General features: G+C 28.3%; 13 protein-coding genes. 12 read left to right on the top strand and 1 reads right to left on the bottom strand.

Translation table 11 applies throughout. The features are described from left to right. From HUJ77_RS02830 to holA, 10 genes are all read left to right on the top strand, one after another. Positions 1–2,222 (top strand): AAA family ATPase (locus HUJ77_RS02830; RefSeq protein ID WP_291707059.1); only part of this gene is annotated, 2,222 nt, incomplete at its 5' end. Positions 2,223–2,398: 176 nt separating this feature from the next. Beyond that, positions 2,399–2,734, top strand: coding sequence for an anti-sigma F factor antagonist (gene spoIIAA / locus HUJ77_RS02825; RefSeq protein ID WP_291707058.1), 336 nt, complete (start codon positions 2,399–2,401; stop codon positions 2,732–2,734). Positions 2,735–2,747: 13 nt separating this feature from the next. Continuing rightward, a complete protein-coding gene (gene spoIIAB / locus HUJ77_RS02820) occupies positions 2,748–3,179 on the top strand; it encodes an anti-sigma F factor (protein WP_291707057.1) in 432 nt (143 codons plus the stop codon). Positions 3,180–3,188: 9 nt separating this feature from the next. Next, positions 3,189–3,944 (top strand): RNA polymerase sporulation sigma factor SigF, encoded by a 756-nt coding sequence (gene sigF, locus HUJ77_RS02815; protein WP_291707056.1) that lies wholly within the window; start codon positions 3,189–3,191, stop codon positions 3,942–3,944. Between the two features lie 224 nt (positions 3,945–4,168). Continuing rightward, entirely contained in the window at positions 4,169–4,639 is a 471-nt protein-coding gene (gene spoVAC / locus HUJ77_RS02810) for a stage V sporulation protein AC (RefSeq protein WP_291707055.1), read from the top strand. A gap of 14 nt (positions 4,640–4,653) precedes the next feature. Then, positions 4,654–5,673, top strand: a complete 1,020-nt coding sequence (spoVAD, locus tag HUJ77_RS02805; RefSeq protein ID WP_291707054.1) for a stage V sporulation protein AD — start codon at positions 4,654–4,656, stop codon at positions 5,671–5,673. 15 nt (positions 5,674–5,688) lie between these two features. Then, positions 5,689–6,042, top strand: a complete 354-nt coding sequence (gene spoVAE, locus HUJ77_RS02800) for a stage V sporulation protein AE (protein WP_291707053.1) — start codon at positions 5,689–5,691, stop codon at positions 6,040–6,042. A gap of 113 nt (positions 6,043–6,155) precedes the next feature. Beyond that, positions 6,156–8,651 (top strand): hypothetical protein, encoded by a 2,496-nt coding sequence (locus HUJ77_RS02795; RefSeq protein ID WP_291707052.1) that lies wholly within the window; start codon positions 6,156–6,158, stop codon positions 8,649–8,651. 230 nt (positions 8,652–8,881) lie between these two features. Next, on the top strand, positions 8,882–10,363 hold the full coding sequence (locus HUJ77_RS02790; RefSeq protein WP_291707051.1) for a ComEC/Rec2 family competence protein: 1,482 nt from the start codon (positions 8,882–8,884) through the stop codon (positions 10,361–10,363). Positions 10,364–10,378: 15 nt separating this feature from the next. Beyond that, positions 10,379–11,410, top strand: a complete 1,032-nt coding sequence (gene holA / locus HUJ77_RS02785) for a DNA polymerase III subunit delta (protein WP_291707050.1) — start codon at positions 10,379–10,381, stop codon at positions 11,408–11,410. 102 nt (positions 11,411–11,512) lie between these two features. On the opposite strand, the gene rpsT is transcribed toward holA, so the two are convergent. Then, positions 11,513–11,776, bottom strand: a complete 264-nt coding sequence (gene rpsT / locus HUJ77_RS02780; RefSeq protein WP_291707049.1) for a 30S ribosomal protein S20 — start codon at positions 11,774–11,776, stop codon at positions 11,513–11,515. A 175-nt stretch (positions 11,777–11,951) separates the two neighbouring features. On the opposite strand from rpsT, the gene gpr reads away from it, so the two are divergent. Both gpr and HUJ77_RS02770 read left to right on the top strand, forming a co-directional pair. Next, a complete protein-coding gene (gpr, locus tag HUJ77_RS02775) occupies positions 11,952–12,926 on the top strand; it encodes a GPR endopeptidase (protein WP_291707048.1) in 975 nt (324 codons plus the stop codon). Between the two features lie 828 nt (positions 12,927–13,754). Next, positions 13,755–15,869, top strand: coding sequence for a SpaA isopeptide-forming pilin-related protein (locus tag HUJ77_RS02770; protein WP_291707047.1), 2,115 nt, complete (start codon positions 13,755–13,757; stop codon positions 15,867–15,869). The last annotated feature ends 129 nt before the right edge of the window (positions 15,870–15,998 follow it).

The raw sequence follows: 15,998 nt of genomic DNA, 5'->3' as shown, positions 1-15,998 counted from the left end.
TGACAATGATACCCGAAATAGATGGAGAGTATGAAAAGATAGGAAGAGCCCTTGGTATAAATAGAGAGGGATATAATATTTATCTAATAGATTCATTTTCAAAGGAGAAACTAACAAAACTTCAAGCCTATATAAAGGAGCAGTATAAATATAAAGCACCTCCTAAAGATATTTGTTATGTTGTTTTAGAGGATTATAAAAAACCAGAAGTTTTATTTGCATCTAATGGCAATGGTAATAAATTGGTTAAGGCAGTTGAAGGAATTAGAAATAATTATATTGAGTTAGTTGAAGACTTTTATAATTCTTCTAAAGAAGATGAAAAAGATGAATTAATTGAAGAAATACAAAGTAAAAGAAATTCTTATATAAGTGAATTAATGGAAATGGCTAAAAAAGAAAACTTTGAAGTTAAAGTCACTAATAAAGGATTTGCTTTTATTCCATTAATAAATGGAAAAGTTATAAGTGAAAGAGAATATGATAATTTAGATAAAGAAAAAAAAGAAGTAATAGTGGCAAAAGCAACTGTGCTAAAAAAGAAAGCAGAAGTAGTTTTAGTTAAAATTAAGGATATAGAAGTAAAATCTATAAGTAAATTGAAAGAAGTTTATAGTGATTTTTTAACTAAAGAAATGGAAGATTATAAGGATGAAATACTTTTTGAGTTTATAGACGATGATAATGCATACGAGTATTTAGAAAAACTATTCACGCTTATGGAAAAGGATATAATAGAATGCTATACCATGGATATAGAGGAAGATGAAGAAAAAATATATGAAGTAATAAATAGATATGATATTCATTTATTAGTTGATAATAGTAAGACTTATCAACCACCAGTTATATATGAAGAAGATCCTAGCACAAATAATTTAATGGGATTTCTAGAATATGAAAATCATAATGGGGTTTATACAACAGATATTAACTTAATTAATTCTGGTTCTTTGTTAAAGGCTAATGGAGGATGTTTAATAATACGAATGAATACATTAGCTAGTAATGGATATTCATATTATTATTTAAAGAAAGCATTAATGACCAATAAGGTAACGTATGATGCATCAAAATCATATTTAGATATAATTTCTATTAATACCTTAAAGCCACAGCCTATACCAATAGATGTGAAGGTTATTTTAATTGGAGATATGGAAACCTATGATACATTGTATAGCTTAGATGAAGATTTTAGTAAGCTATTTCCATTAAGAGCTGAGTTCTATCCAATAGTGGACGTTAATAAAAATGCTGTGAATTATATAAAATCTGCCGTAGACAATAAAATAAAAGTTAATGGCCTTATGCAGATATCAGAAAAAGGCATAAATGAAATCATTAAGTATTTATCTAGAAGTGCAAGTAGAAAAACAAAGATTAATATAGATATTGCTGAAATAGATAAAGTAATTATTCTTGCCAATTCTAATGCTAAAAAAAGAAATAGTTTATTAATTGAAGATGAAGATATAATTAATGTTGTATATTATAAAGAAAGAATTGAAGAAGAATATGATAAGCTTTATAAAGAAAGTAAGATTATACTATCTGTTACTGGAGAAAAAATAGGAGTAATTAATGGGTTATCAGTTTTAGATACTGGGTATCATTCTTTTGGAAAGCCTGTAAGAATAACTTGTGTCGCTCATAAGGGAAGTGGAAAAATAATTGATATTCATAAAGAAAGTAAATTAAGTGGTAAAATTCATGAAAAATCAGTTAATATTATTAGAGGATTAATTAGCAATATTATTAATTCTTATGATGATATTCCAGTAGATTTTTATTTGAACTTTGAGCAATCTTATGGAATTATAGATGGTGATAGTGCTTCTGTAGCTGAAGTTGTATGTATTCTATCTGCATTAACAAAGAGACCTATTAATCAAAGCATTTCCGTTACTGGCTCTATTAATCAGTTAGGTGAAGTTCAAGCAATAGGTGGAGTTAACGAAAAGATAGAAGGATTCTTTAAGGTATGTAAATTTATTGATAATTATAAGGGAAAAGGTGTATTAATACCTTCTTCAAATAAGGATGAATTAATATTAATGCCAGAAGTAGAAAAGGCTATAGAAGATGGTGATTTTCATATATATGTTATGAATACTTTAGATGATGCAATAGAAACCTTAATATTAAAAGAAGACGAAACTATAGAAGATTTCTATTTTAATTTAAAAGAGGAAATTAAAAAATATAAAAATGTAAAATAAACGAAAAATAAATAAAAAAGAATTAATATTTTATATAATATTAATTCTTTTTTTATATTAATTCATAATTATGTTTGACTATAAATAAACTAATATGTTAAAATTATGGAAAAAGAAGGAAATTATGCTAGGTGAAGGAGGTGTTCTCTAAAGTAGTTTACTTTAGAGGAATTTATATGTATCTTAAATTTGATAAACAAGATGATACACTTATAATTAGGCTTATGGGGGAGTTAGATCATCATAGTGCAGAGGAAGTTAGGGTTAAGATAGATGATAGAATTGATAGAGATAACATAAGAAAAGTTATATTAAACTTTAGTGGGGTTACTTTTATGGACAGCTCTGGAATTGGAGTTGTTATAGGTAGATATAAAAAAATGCAAAATAGAAATGGAAAATTATGCGTGGCAGAAATAAATAGAACGGTAAATAAAGTTTTCGAAATTTCGGGTATGTATAAAATAATAGATGTTTATGGAAATATTGATGAAGCCATAGTGAATATTTAATGGAGGGTTTAAAATGGTTGATAATAAAATTAGTATTGAATTAATGAGCAAATCCGAAAATGAAGGTTTTGCAAGAGTGGCAGTAGCTGCTTTTGTCTCTCAATTAGACCCAACGGTTGAAGAATTGACAGATGTAAAAACAGCTGTTTCAGAAGCTGTAACAAATTCTATTATACATGGTTATGAAAACAAAAAAGAGGGTATAATCAAAATAGAGGCAAGTATTACTGGAAATGAAATAACCATAATAATTGAAGACTATGGCAATGGAATAAAGGATATCGAACAAGCGATGGAGCCATTATATACTTCTAAACCAGAATTAGAAAGGTCTGGAATGGGCTTTACTGTTATGGAAACCTTTATGGATAACTTAGAAGTTTTTAGTGAATATGGAAAAGGTACAAAAGTTATTATGAAGAAGAAATTTAATACAGTAAGTTAGGTGAATTGGATGGAAAATGGAAATATAAGAAAAGAGGTGTATAATTACGAAGAAAATTCAAAATTAATACCTCTAGCTAAAGCAGGGAATCAAGAGGCGATGAATAAGGTCATTGAAATGAATTTACCTCTTGTATCTTCTATTAGTAAAAAATTTCTAAATAGAGGATATGATTATGAAGATATATTTCAAATTGGATCTATTGGTTTAGTTAAGGCTATTAATAATTTTGATGATAAGTTTAATGTTAAGTTTTCTACTTATGCAGTTCCTATGATAATAGGAGAAATAAAAAGATTTATAAGAGATGATGGAATAATTAAAGTTAGTAGAAATGTAAAAAGCCTAGCTAGAAAGCTTCATTTTGATAAAGAAGAATTAACTAAAAGATTAGATAGGGAACCAACAATAGAGGAATTATCAGAATATTCACATATCGATAAAGAAGAAATTTTATTTGCCATAGAGTCATCAGTTAATATGCAATATCTCTATGATATTATTCACCAAGATGATGGAGCTCCTGTTTTACTTATAGATAAATTAAGTGAAAAGGGTGAAGACGATAGTGATATGATAAATAGAATTGCACTTAAAGAAGCATTAAGGAGTTTAGATAGTAAATCAAGACAAATTATTATGCTTAGGTATTTTAAGGATAAAACCCAAGTGCAAGTTGCGAAGATGCTTGGAATTAGCCAAGTTCAAGTTTCAAGAATAGAGAAGAAGGTTTTAGGATTAATGAAGGAAAAATTACAAGAATAAATGTTTATTTTAAAAACCTTTTATTATTTGAAATTTAATAAAAAGAGATTTTTAATCTCTTTGGAGAATTTAGAGAAAATATATAATTTTAATTTCACTGATAAAGTTATAAGTGAGAGCTAATATTATATTTTTTCTCTATTTTTTTATTGAAAAAAGTACCAGTGTTGATTTTCTATAAAGAGGAATAATAAATTAAGAGAATTATAGAAAGGAGTAATCTTATGTCTAAAAATAAAAGACCAAGCGAGCAACAAATATTACAAAGATTTAAAATTATTGCTAATCAAACTAATCCTAAACCTAAAATAGCTAGAAACTGTGTAAGAGCTTTTTTAGTGGGAGGAGGAATTTGTACTATAGCTCAATTTTTTCAAGAGATGTTAACTAAATATGGATTTCCAGAAGATGATGTTAAGATGTTGCTACCAATTATTATGGTATTTTTAGGGGCATTATTAACTGGTGTTGGTATATATGATAAAATTGCTTCTTATGGTGGAGCAGGAACAGTAGTGCCAATTACCGGTTTTTCAAATGCTATAGTTGCTCCAGCTATTGAATTTAAAAAAGAGGGATTTATTTTTGGGGTTGCAGCTAAGATGTTTACAATAGCAGGACCAGTTCTAGTATATGGAATAGGTAGTTCAGTTATTATAGGAATAATTTATTATATAATTAAAGTCTTCATGTGAGAAAGGTAATAGTTATGAGTAAAACAAAAAAAGTTGGAAAGCAAACAGTTAGGTTATTAAATCCTCCTAAGATTGTATCAACCTACTCTATAGTTGGACCAAAGGAAGGAGAAGGTCCCTTAGGAAGTTATTTTGATGAAATATTAAATGATGATTTATACGGAAAAGAGAGTTTTGAAAAAGCGGAAAGTGAAATGTTATATACAGCTATAACCTCTGCTATAAGTAGGGCACAAATAGAAGAAGATGATGTAGATTATTTATTTGCTGGAGATTTGCTTAATCAATTAACCTCTTCCTCCTTTGCAGCAAGGCAACTTAATATTCCCTTTTTTGGTCTTTATGGAGCTTGCTCTACTATGTCAGAATCTTTAAGTGTTGCATCAATGATGTTAGATGGAGGATTCGGAAAATATGTAGTAGCAGCAACATCATCACATTTTAGTTCAGCTGAAAGACAATTTAGGTTTCCTTTGGAATATGGAGCACAAAGAAGCCCTTTAGCTCAATGGACAGTTACAGGTGCAGGAGCAATGGTACTTTCAAAGGAAGGAGATTTTCCGGAAGTAACCTATGTCACAACTGGTGTTGTAAAGGATTATGGAATTAAAGATCCTAATAACATGGGAGCAGCAATGGCTCCAGCAGCAGTTGATACAATTTCTATGCACTTTAAGGATACTGGAAGAAATCCAAATTATTATGATGCTATAATTACAGGGGACTTAGGAAAAGTAGGGAAGGAAATAACCTGTAAATTATTATTAGAGTATGGTTATGATATTAGGAGTAATTATTTTGATTGTGGAGATATGATATTTGATGATAATGTTCAAAAAACAGATTCTGGTGGAAGTGGCTGTGGTTGTTCTGCAGTAGTAGCATCAGGATATTTTTATAAAAAAATGATAAGAAAAGAAATTAAAAGTATCTTATTAGTATCTACTGGAGCTCTTATGAGTACTACATCATCTCTTCAAGGAGAAAGTATTCCTGGAATTGCTCATGCTGTTGCAATTGAGTTTAATAATTAGTAAGGAGAAGATATTATGACATATATTAGTGCTTTTATAGTAGGTGGTATTATTTGTGTTATAGGGCAAATACTTATGGATACAACTAAATTAACTCCAGCAAGGATATTAGTGATTTTTGTTACGTTAGGAACAATATTAGGTGCCTTTGGAATATATGATAAAATAATCGAAATTGGAGGTGCTGGTGCTAGTATCCCCTTACCTGGCTTTGGTAATTCCTTAGCCAAAGGTGCTATAAAGGCTGTAGAAGAAAAAGGATTAATTGGTGCTTTTATTGGTGGTATAACAGGTACAGCAGCAGGGATTACAGCTGCAATATTCTTTGGATATACTATGGCTTTGATATTCAATCCAAAGACAAAATGATAATGTATATTTGGAATAATTAAATAATGCTTTTAAAAAATAACCTAACAATTTATACTATAAATGTTAGGTTATTGTTATCTAATTCGAAAATTTAAATAGGGAGGGGTTCTATGGAGAAGTATTACAGCAAGTCTTGGATTAAAGTAGTAGAAGAACTTAATAGTGATATTAATAAAGGACTTTATGAATATGATTGTAGTATAAGAAGAGAAATTGAAAATAATAAAATAAATTTACCCTATTCTAGAGGTATGGCTAAATTATTATTAGAGCTAGTAAAACAAAAATACTTAGTTATTTACTTAATACTAATCATATTATTTTTATTAAATGAATTTTACATAATGGGAGCCATTATAGCTATTTTATTAATTAGTAATTTAGCAATAAAGTTACATAGTGAAATAAAAAAGGAAAAGGAAATTGAACTTTTACAAAATCTAAATACCTCACAAGTCTTAGTTTTAAGAGAAGGTATTGAGAGATTAGTTGAAGCAGAAGATTTAGTAAAAGGAGACATAATATTTTTTAGAAAAAATTCTATAATAGCTGCAGATATCAGAATTATAGAAAGTGACAAACTTAAAGTAGATGAAAGAGGCGTTACTGGAGATAATTTTATAAAAGAAAAGGATTCAATAAAAATAGATTATTCTGTGGAGTCTATTAGTGAAATTTCTAATATGATATTTAGAGGCTCTATAGTTAAAGAAGGCTCTGGTAAAGGAATAGTTGTAGAAGTAGGAGGAAATACACAGCTTGGAAAATTAGTTAATATTATAAGTAATACTAATAGTAAAAGTAATTTTCTTATGAAAAATATTGAAAATAATATAATGAAAGTAGTTTTATGCTTATTATTGGTACAAGCTATTTTTGTTTTAGTTCTTCCAGGAAAAGTAACAAATAAAAATGAACTTTTAGCACAAGGAATATTTTTAGTTATTTCTATAATATTTCCATTTATTTTCCTATACTATAATAAAGCCTTTAGGAAAAAGGTTTTAGCAGAGGATGGTATAGAGTTAAATAATACTTCTGCTATTGCTTTAGTTAATGATGTGAAAATATTCTTTATGGATAAGATAGGTAATATAAGTAGGAATGAGCTTTTTGTAGATAAGCTATATACAAATGAGCAAATATATTTATCAAATAAGGTAGATATAGCTGATATAAATATAAAAAGGCTTATAGATATATCTATATTATGCAATAATTCTAAGTATAGTATAGAGAATAAATATATAAAAGGCAGTATGTTTGAGTTAGCGTATGCTAAGTTTGGAGAAGAAAATTCTATTAATAAACAGAGATTAGATGGATTAAATAGAAGGAAATTTGAACTTATTAATTCTTCAAATAGGGGTATGGCCACCACTGTAAATAATAATAGAAAAGGATATAGATCAAATTCAAGAGGAAATTTAGATAGTATTTTAAATTGCTGTACTCATATTTTAATTAATGGCATTGAAAGAGAAATAACTTCTGAAGATATAATGAAAATTAAACTTGCAGATTTAAGTTTTTCAAAGGAAGGTTTGTTAACAGAAGCTTTTGCATATAGAAGCTTTAATTATGAGCCATCAAAGTATGAAAATGTAGAAAGTAATTTAGTTTTTGTAGGAATTATAGCTTTAGAAAATCCATTAGTGGATGATGTGGTAGATGATATTAATACAATGCTGGATGAAGGTGTTTTACCTATAATATTTACAGAGGAAGCTAATACATCAGCAGGTATTTTTGGAAGAAAAATAGGGTTGATTTCTAGTGAAGATCAAATAACATCTGGTGTGGAATTAGAATCATTAAATGAAGAGGAATTAATAAAAACAGTATCTAAGACAAGGATTTATTGTAAGGTTAATCCAGAGATTAGAAATAAAATAATATCATTATACAATAATGATGGCTATGGATTTATTGCTGAAGGAAAGAATTTAGCTGACTTGTCTATAGTAAGTCTAGCAAATGTTGGAATAGTAAAAGGAAAGGTTTCAATGCTATTAAGAAGAATAGGAGATGTTTATACTGAAAAAAGTAGTATTAAAACATTTTTTAACTTAAAAAATAGAGAAAGTGAAATTAAAGAAGCAGTTAAAGCAGGATTAAGTATATATACTATCATTACTTTAGCTGAAATAATATATTTAAATTTCCAATACTATTTCCTAAATGGAAGCTTAACTAAAGAATACTATATTATTTTAATGAATTTACTATTAGTAACTCCTATAATATTACTAAATACTTTATGTGAAAATAATTCATATAAGGGCAACAAAGTGGTTTTAAAGGGTGTTTTATTTGCTTTACTTCCAGTAGTAGCAGCATATTTCATAAAAGATAGATTTGATATAATAGGAATCTTATTTATTGGCGGAATGGCTATTATAGATACTATTATTAACTGCAATATTTTCAGTAAAAACAACTTAAAATACATAAAACTTTTATTAGTAACGCTTTTAATATATTCCCTATCATTAACAGCATTAATTATATTATTAGGATTTAAGTTTGATTTAATTACTTTAATAAGTGTTGGGTGGATTTTATTTATTTTTGTTATAGCAGACTTAATTATAAAAAAATGGTAAGACTTTAAAATGAGGTGTTGCCATTGAAGTCAAATAATAAAGAAAATGTATTACTTTACATATTCTTAGTGTTCATATTATCAAGTTGTATATATTTACTTTTTTATAAGGAGAAATGGCTAGCAATACTATTTGTTAGCTGTTTTTTTATTTATCTTTTTTTCTTGAAAAGATTGGAACTATCTATAATATTGCTTATATTTTTCTTAATTCCAATAGTAAATAATTTTTTGTACTATAATTTAAAGGTTAATTTTAAGGAGGATATAAGGATAGTTTCATTAAATAGCTATGGAGGAATAGGTGAAATTAAGGAGAGAAAGGTATACGTATCAGGAGATTTTAAGGATATTAAACTAGGAGATAGAATACTAGCTAAGATAGATTTTAGGAAGGATGTTAATATTGAAAGAGGCATATTAGGAGAAGTAAAAATCGAAGAATATGAAAAGTTAAATTTAGATTTAAAGGGTAGAATTTATAGAATCAGAGAGGATATTTTTAATAACTTAAAAGAAAAGTTAGGGAGTAGAAGATCAGCTTTAATAACATCTATATCCTTTGGATATACAGAGTTTTTAGATAGAGAAGATGAAAATACAATGAAGAACTTAGGGGTATTGCATGCTGTATCTGTATCTGGACTTCATATGGTTATAGTTTATTCTTTACTTAAAAAATTTTTAGGAAATAAAATAGCACCTATTTTGTCTATTATGTATGTAATTTTTACAGGAGCAGCTATATCAACTGTAAGATCTTATATAATGTTACTATGCTTAAGTTTAGCAGTACCTTTTAGAAGGAGTTATAATCCCTTAGCAGGGTTATCCTTTGCTGGAATTATACTTATTTTATATAAGCCCTATAGTATTTTTGAAGTAGGATTTCAATTAAGCTTTTTATCAACTCTTGGAATAATTTTATTTAATAAAAAGTTTAATAAGGATTTATATAAATTGCCCAAATTCTTAAGAGAGGGAACAGCTATTAGTTTATCCTCTCAAGTATTTACTTTTCCTTTCTTAATATTATACTTTAGAGAATTTTCATTAGGGTTTTTAGCAGGAAATTTAATACTTATGCCATTAATAAATGCAATTGTAATTTTAGGAAACATTTTAGCATTAACAATAAATTTTAAAGTTATATTTAATTATCTTGCCTTTCTTGCTTATTATGCCACCTTATTTATAGATATAATTTCAGAGAAGCTACTTAATATTTTACCAAGTGTACTATTTTTAAATGAAATAATAGCAGTAAGCTATATAATAATTTTAATTACTATTTATTTTTATAGAAAGGGATATAAAAGATCTATTTATTTTCCAATGATAATATTATTTTATTTATTCATTAATTTTTATAGTCCTTATCCAAAGCTTCAGTATTATAGGGATGGGGTATTATTGATTAGCTATAAGGGAGAAAGAACCTTGGTTGGTATAAAGAAAGGTGCAGATTTAGAAAAGTATAAATTTATTTCATTATCTAATAGGGAATATAAAAGTTTTAAAAAAATAAAATTAAAAAATACTATTGAAATAGAGAGAATAAATAAAAATATTTTAATAACAAATGGGGGAAACAGATATTTAATAAAGTTTTCTAGTGAGAAATATAACGAAAATTATGATATAATAAACTGCAAATATAGTAATTATGTAAAAATTGTTTTATTTAAAAATAAAGTTTTAGTAATTAATTAAGAAAGGTAGATTGCTTTGATAGATTTTGATGTACTAGAAGGTGAAGTTAAGAAAGGGAAAATTGACAATTCTTATATCTTTTGTGGATTAGATGAAGAGCTAATTAAAGAAGGAATAAACTTAATTGTTAATACTACTATTGATAAATCCTTACTTGATTTAAATTATATAAGATTAGATGGATTAACAACAACCTTTAATGAAATAATGAATGCTTGTGAAACTATGCCATTTATGGGTGACAAAAAGGTAGTTGTTGTATATAGAGCTAGTTTCTTAAAAGATAAAAGTGATGCAGCAGGTACCAAGCTTTACAATGATATTCTTAAATACTTAAAAGACTTGCCACCATACACAGTTCTTATAATGTACTATTTATTTAATGATAAAAGAGATACTCCTAAGAAAAGTAATAAATTAAAATCTTTAGAGAAGGTTTCTAAGGTAGTATACTTTGATAAATTAAAAAAGGATAGATATTATAAAAAGGTAGAAGAGGTATTTAAAGAAAAGGGAAAAGAAATAGGAAAAGTTGAATTAAGATATTTTGCAGAAAAAGTGCAAAATAACTTTGATATAATTAGAAGAGAAGCTGATAAGCTTATTTCATATGTAGGTAATAGAGCTATAAATAAACTTGATATAGATAAGTTAATTGCAAATTCTAGTGAAGATGATATTTTCGATTTAGTAGATTTTATTTCTCAAAAGAAGGTAGAAAAAACTTTGGATTTACTTTATGATTTATTATCTAAAAGTGATCAACATATGCTTATTATTTCTAATATAGAAAATAATTTTAAAAGGCTTTATGAAATTAAAGTTATGGTTCAAAGTGGAGGGAATGCTAATGAGATTTCATCTAAATTTAAACTTCCAACATTTATTTGTGAAAAATTAATTAACCAATCTAGCAAATTTTCTATAAAGCAGCTTCAAAAAATAATGGAAATATGTTTAGAAACTGAAAATAAAATTAAAACATCCGGTGTAGATAAAAATATGGAAATGGAATTAATGATATTTAACATATTTATGACTAAGTAATATAAGAATTTAATTATAAATTTTTATATTAAAATTTAATAAAAAACTCCAAGAGGGGTTAAAAAATAATAGCCGATCCATTTGGATCGGCTTCTTATTTCATTACGCCATAGCGTTTAACTTTGCAGCTAATCTTGATTTCTTTCTAGCTACCATGTTCTTGTGACATACTCCTTTTTGAGCAGCCATATCTAAAGCTTTAACAGCCTTAGGGAAAAGAACCTTAGCATCTTCTACGTTGTTTGCAGCAACAGCTACTTCAAATTTCTTTACAGCAGTTTTTAAAGCTGATTTAATCATTCTGTTTTGAGCAGTTTTTGCTTCAGTAACCTTAATTCTCTTTTTTGCTGATTTAATATTTGCCATTCTAATTCACCCCCTTAATAATTTAATTAGGGTCTCTTTGCAGTTTTGGGGAAATCTGCGTTCGAGTTCGTTTTTAACATACTAGATTATATCATTGAAAGTTTATAAGTTCAAGTATTAAATTGAAACATTAAGGAAAAATAAAAGGGATAATAGTTTTTTTGGAGGTATTTTTATGATTAATGTAAGAACAGATTTAGCCATAGAAGCTAGAGATATGTACACTGAAGAGAATAAAAGGGAACTTGATGGGGTTATTGTAGATGAAGAAAAAGAAGGGGATATAAAAATAACTACTGTAAGTATAGAAAGTGATGAAGCTGGTAAAGAATTAGGAAAGCCTAAAGGTAATTATATAACAATAGATTTTCCAGAATTTACTCATTATGATGGAGAGTCTATGGATAATGTTTCGAAGGTTGTGGATAATGTTTTGACAAGATTAGTAAATATGCCTGAAGAAAAAACTGCATTAGTTGTAGGACTTGGAAATTGGAATGTAACTCCAGATTCATTGGGTCCAAAGGTAACTGAAAAAATTATGGTTACTAGACACTTAAAGCAAGTTATGCCAGAGGCTATAGATGATTCAGTAAGACCAGTTTGTTGTATATCACCTGGTGTTCTAGGAATAACAGGAATAGAAACTGGAGAAATAATAAAATCATTAGTAGATAGAATAAAACCTGATTTAGTTATATGCATTGATGCTCTTGGTTCAAGAAAGCTTGAAAGAGTAAATAGAACAATACAAATTAGCGATACTGGAATATCTCCAGGAGCAGGTGTGGGAAATCATAGAATGAAGATAAATGAAGAGACTTTAGGAGTGAAGGTAGTAGCTATTGGAGTTCCTACAGTGGTTCATGCAGCAACTATAGCAAATGATACTATAGATCTTGTACTAGATGGACTTATTAGTAAAGCGGAAAAAGGGAAAGATTTTTATAATATGCTAAAGTCAGTAGATAAGCTTGAAAAAAGCCAATTAATAAAAGAAGTATTAGATCCATATGTAGGTGATTTAATGGTTACACCAAAGGATGTTGATGCTGTAATTGAATCCTTAGCAAAAATAATTGCCAATGGTATTAATATGGCAGTTCAACCTAATTTAGATATGGAAGATATTAATAAATTTATGAATTAAAAGGCTTATTTTTTACTTTTCGGCTTTTTTAGTTCAATATTATCCAATAGGAAAATAGATATGACAAAAATATTTATTTACCTATTGATTATATAAAGACAACTTTTAGTATATTCGATTTGTTTAAATTATTTTAATAACTCTCAAAAATGAGAGTTATTTTTTGTTAAATAAAAATTATTTGATTATCTGAATTTCAAATAAGATTTATCACGGTGATAATGAAAAGCTCCATCTAATAATAGTTATATTTGTGGCCTGAAAACTGAAAATAAAATTCAATGTTTGTATATTGTTAGATAATCTGATACGTTTAGTAGATAAAAAATATAATTTAAGTTAACTATAATTAAATTAATGTAAAATATTAGATAAATTGTAATATAAATATTGTATAAGAAAAATATAACTGTTATAATATTTATTGATATGAAATTTGTTCTTAGAGCTGTAGAGTGGTAAATTCTGCGAAGAAAATGAGGACAACGACAGGTAAACAATGCACTAAAATAGATGGTCTTATTACGTAGCATTTTAATCAGATATACCTGCACTAAAACTCTTGCTAAATTAAAATTTTTATAGTGTTTAAGGGTGGAAAATTCTCGGAAATAACTTATAGAAATTTCATACTGAATCATAATCTTGCAATGGCGTTGATGGCAAGTATAATCCTAGTGGTATACAAAAAATTAAAATCGATTTATGGCAGTTATAGTATAGAGTTAAAAGTGATGTTGTACTTTGGTTAGAGGGAACAAACCTTTTATATTAATGAACTAGTAGAAAACTACGATTCAAAAATTATTTAATGGGAGGAGAATTAAAATGAGAAAAAAACAAAACAAATTTCTTTCATTACTAGTTGCTGCATTTATGGTTTTCTCCATTATGCCAGTGAAAGTATCAGCTATCGATACAGATAACAAAATAATTACAGTCGGAGGAGAGAACGGCGACTATACAACAATTCAGGAGGCAATCAACTTCATTGATGAACAAGCTGACAAAACTTATTGGACAATCGAAGTAAGCAGTGGTACTTACAATAGGTTTACGGTATTAGATGGCATGAACAATCTCACCGTAAAAGCAGTTGATGGTGAATCTGTTATTATTAATACTTTGGATAACAGCCCGGCACCTGCTCCAACAAGTGGTGGATATCCAGATACTGCTGGTATCTCAATTCGTAATGCTACTGAAGTTACGCTAGATGGTTTAAATATAAATGTTGGCACACAGGCAAATCCATGGTATTCTGCAGCTATTTCTACTTATAGTCAAAGTGTTCTTAAGGGGAATAAACCAACTGTAAAAAATTGTACTTTTTATGGCAGTGGTACAGGAATTGGTGTATTTATAAATACTGGTGTTGATGGATTTTACGTTAATAATTGTGAGTTTAACGGTTTAAAAGAAGCTATTTCTATGTATGGGGATGGTATCCTTATGAAGGGGGCTGATGTATCAAGCAATACTTTCAATAATTGCTCCTTTGCACTTCATGGATACTACGGTGGTACTGGCGAAGCTGGAACACTTAGCTTTGTTAATAATACTGTAAACGGAACTGATCTTTTGAGATGTAAAGTCGTGGTTCAAGATCAGGTCAATAGTGGCGCTATTAAGGTTGATATACATGATAACACGCTTATTAATGCTGTTGTTGGTTTGGTAAACTTGAGAGAGGATGGAGAAACTGTATCTGACGTTTTAGAAAGTAACACTATGGGAAAGAGTAGCTTTTATGTAGAAGCTATAGAACCAGGTACAATTGAGTTTTATACCACTTATAATGCACCAGAAAATGAAGAAGGTTATTGGGTTCTAACTGGAATTGAAGATTTTGAAGATGGAACTTACGATTATATTAAGAATACAATAAAAGAAGCTAATGACAATAAGTCCAAGACTATCAGCTTTACTGGTATCGACGAAGATAATCTGATTAAAACCTTTACTTGGTTCAAGGATGGTTTATATTGGGTAAGTAGTGATAAAACTAGTTATCCTGGACTTGACAAGAAGATTGTGATTAATAATGAAGATGGAACAACTACGGAAGTAGATAACACCAGCGTTTCTAAGGGGGATACAATTAACTTTAAATTGACATCTAATGTTCCTCAGGATCTAAAAAACTATCTAAAACCTGATACTCCTGATGAGCCAAGCTTCTACTCCTTTACCGATGAATTGAACAGTGGTATTTATAAGTTGGCTTTCAACGATATTATGGACAGTGGGCTGACTTTAGTTGATAGTTCTATTCATGTTACTGCGAACGGAAAAGATGTTAAAGTTAGTCCTGTTATTGGCGCTGATGAGAAAGGAAACACTACTATTTATGTAGAAATTGAGCTTGTGGCATTATATGAGGCGGGCTATTTTACTGATGATGATTTGGGCACAGCTCCTATCATTATGACATATTCTGCTACAGCTAATAGTGATATAATACCGGGTACTTATTATAACAAGGCTTGGGTTGACTATGAAGGTGGCAAAACTGAAGAGGATGTCGTTACAGTAGATACATTTGGTATCCAAATCTTTAAGTATGACCAAAAAAATAATGAGGGTTTGAAAGGTGCTAAATTTGAGCTTAAAGACAGTAATGGAAATCTTATTGCTACACTCATCTCTGGAGAAGATGGATATGTATCATATGAAGGATTGAAGGCAGGAGAATATACTCTTACAGAAACTGCTGCTCCTAATGGATATGTAAAGAGTGATAAGCCTATTACTATTATTCTTCCTGATAATGTTTCTGGGGAAACTAAGATAGCAAATGTTAAATTTGCAAACTCTGTGATTCCTCATACTGGTGGTACAGGTACAATGATGTTTACCATTGTTGGTGTAGTTATTATTGGTGTAGCTTGTGTATTCTTTGCTACTTTACAAAAAAGAAAGAAGAGAACAAATTTAAAATAAATAATATCTAAAATATATTGAAGCAAACGGAGACGGATTAGGAACTTGTCTCCGCTTGTATTTCAATATTATATCTTGAATGGGAGTGGATATCCTCTCTGATGAGAAGCTTAGTATTGAAAAGGAATG

This window comes from Clostridium sp., assembly GCF_021443865.1.
GTDB lineage: Bacteria > Bacillota > Clostridia > Clostridiales > Clostridiaceae > Clostridium.
Note: the sequence above shows the minus strand (reverse complement) of the source record. Positions and strands in the feature narration are given on the sequence as shown.

What these genes read in the sequence shown, in the direction of transcription:
- spoIIAA (WP_291707058.1), top strand. Translation starts at nt 2,399, where the DNA reads ATGTATCTTAAATTTGATAAACAAGATGATACACTTATAATTAGGCTT.
- spoIIAB (WP_291707057.1), top strand. Translation starts at nt 2,748, where the DNA reads ATGGTTGATAATAAAATTAGTATTGAATTAATGAGCAAATCCGAAAAT.
- sigF (WP_291707056.1), top strand. Translation starts at nt 3,189, where the DNA reads ATGGAAAATGGAAATATAAGAAAAGAGGTGTATAATTACGAAGAAAAT.
- spoVAC (WP_291707055.1), top strand. Translation starts at nt 4,169, where the DNA reads ATGTCTAAAAATAAAAGACCAAGCGAGCAACAAATATTACAAAGATTT.
- spoVAD (WP_291707054.1), top strand. Translation starts at nt 4,654, where the DNA reads ATGAGTAAAACAAAAAAAGTTGGAAAGCAAACAGTTAGGTTATTAAAT.
- spoVAE (WP_291707053.1), top strand. Translation starts at nt 5,689, where the DNA reads ATGACATATATTAGTGCTTTTATAGTAGGTGGTATTATTTGTGTTATA.
- HUJ77_RS02795 (WP_291707052.1), top strand. Translation starts at nt 6,156, where the DNA reads ATGGAGAAGTATTACAGCAAGTCTTGGATTAAAGTAGTAGAAGAACTT.
- rpsT (WP_291707049.1), bottom strand. Translation starts at nt 11,776, where the DNA reads ATGGCAAATATTAAATCAGCAAAAAAGAGAATTAAGGTTACTGAAGCA.
- gpr (WP_291707048.1), top strand. Translation starts at nt 11,952, where the DNA reads ATGATTAATGTAAGAACAGATTTAGCCATAGAAGCTAGAGATATGTAC.
- HUJ77_RS02770 (WP_291707047.1), top strand. Translation starts at nt 13,755, where the DNA reads ATGAGAAAAAAACAAAACAAATTTCTTTCATTACTAGTTGCTGCATTT.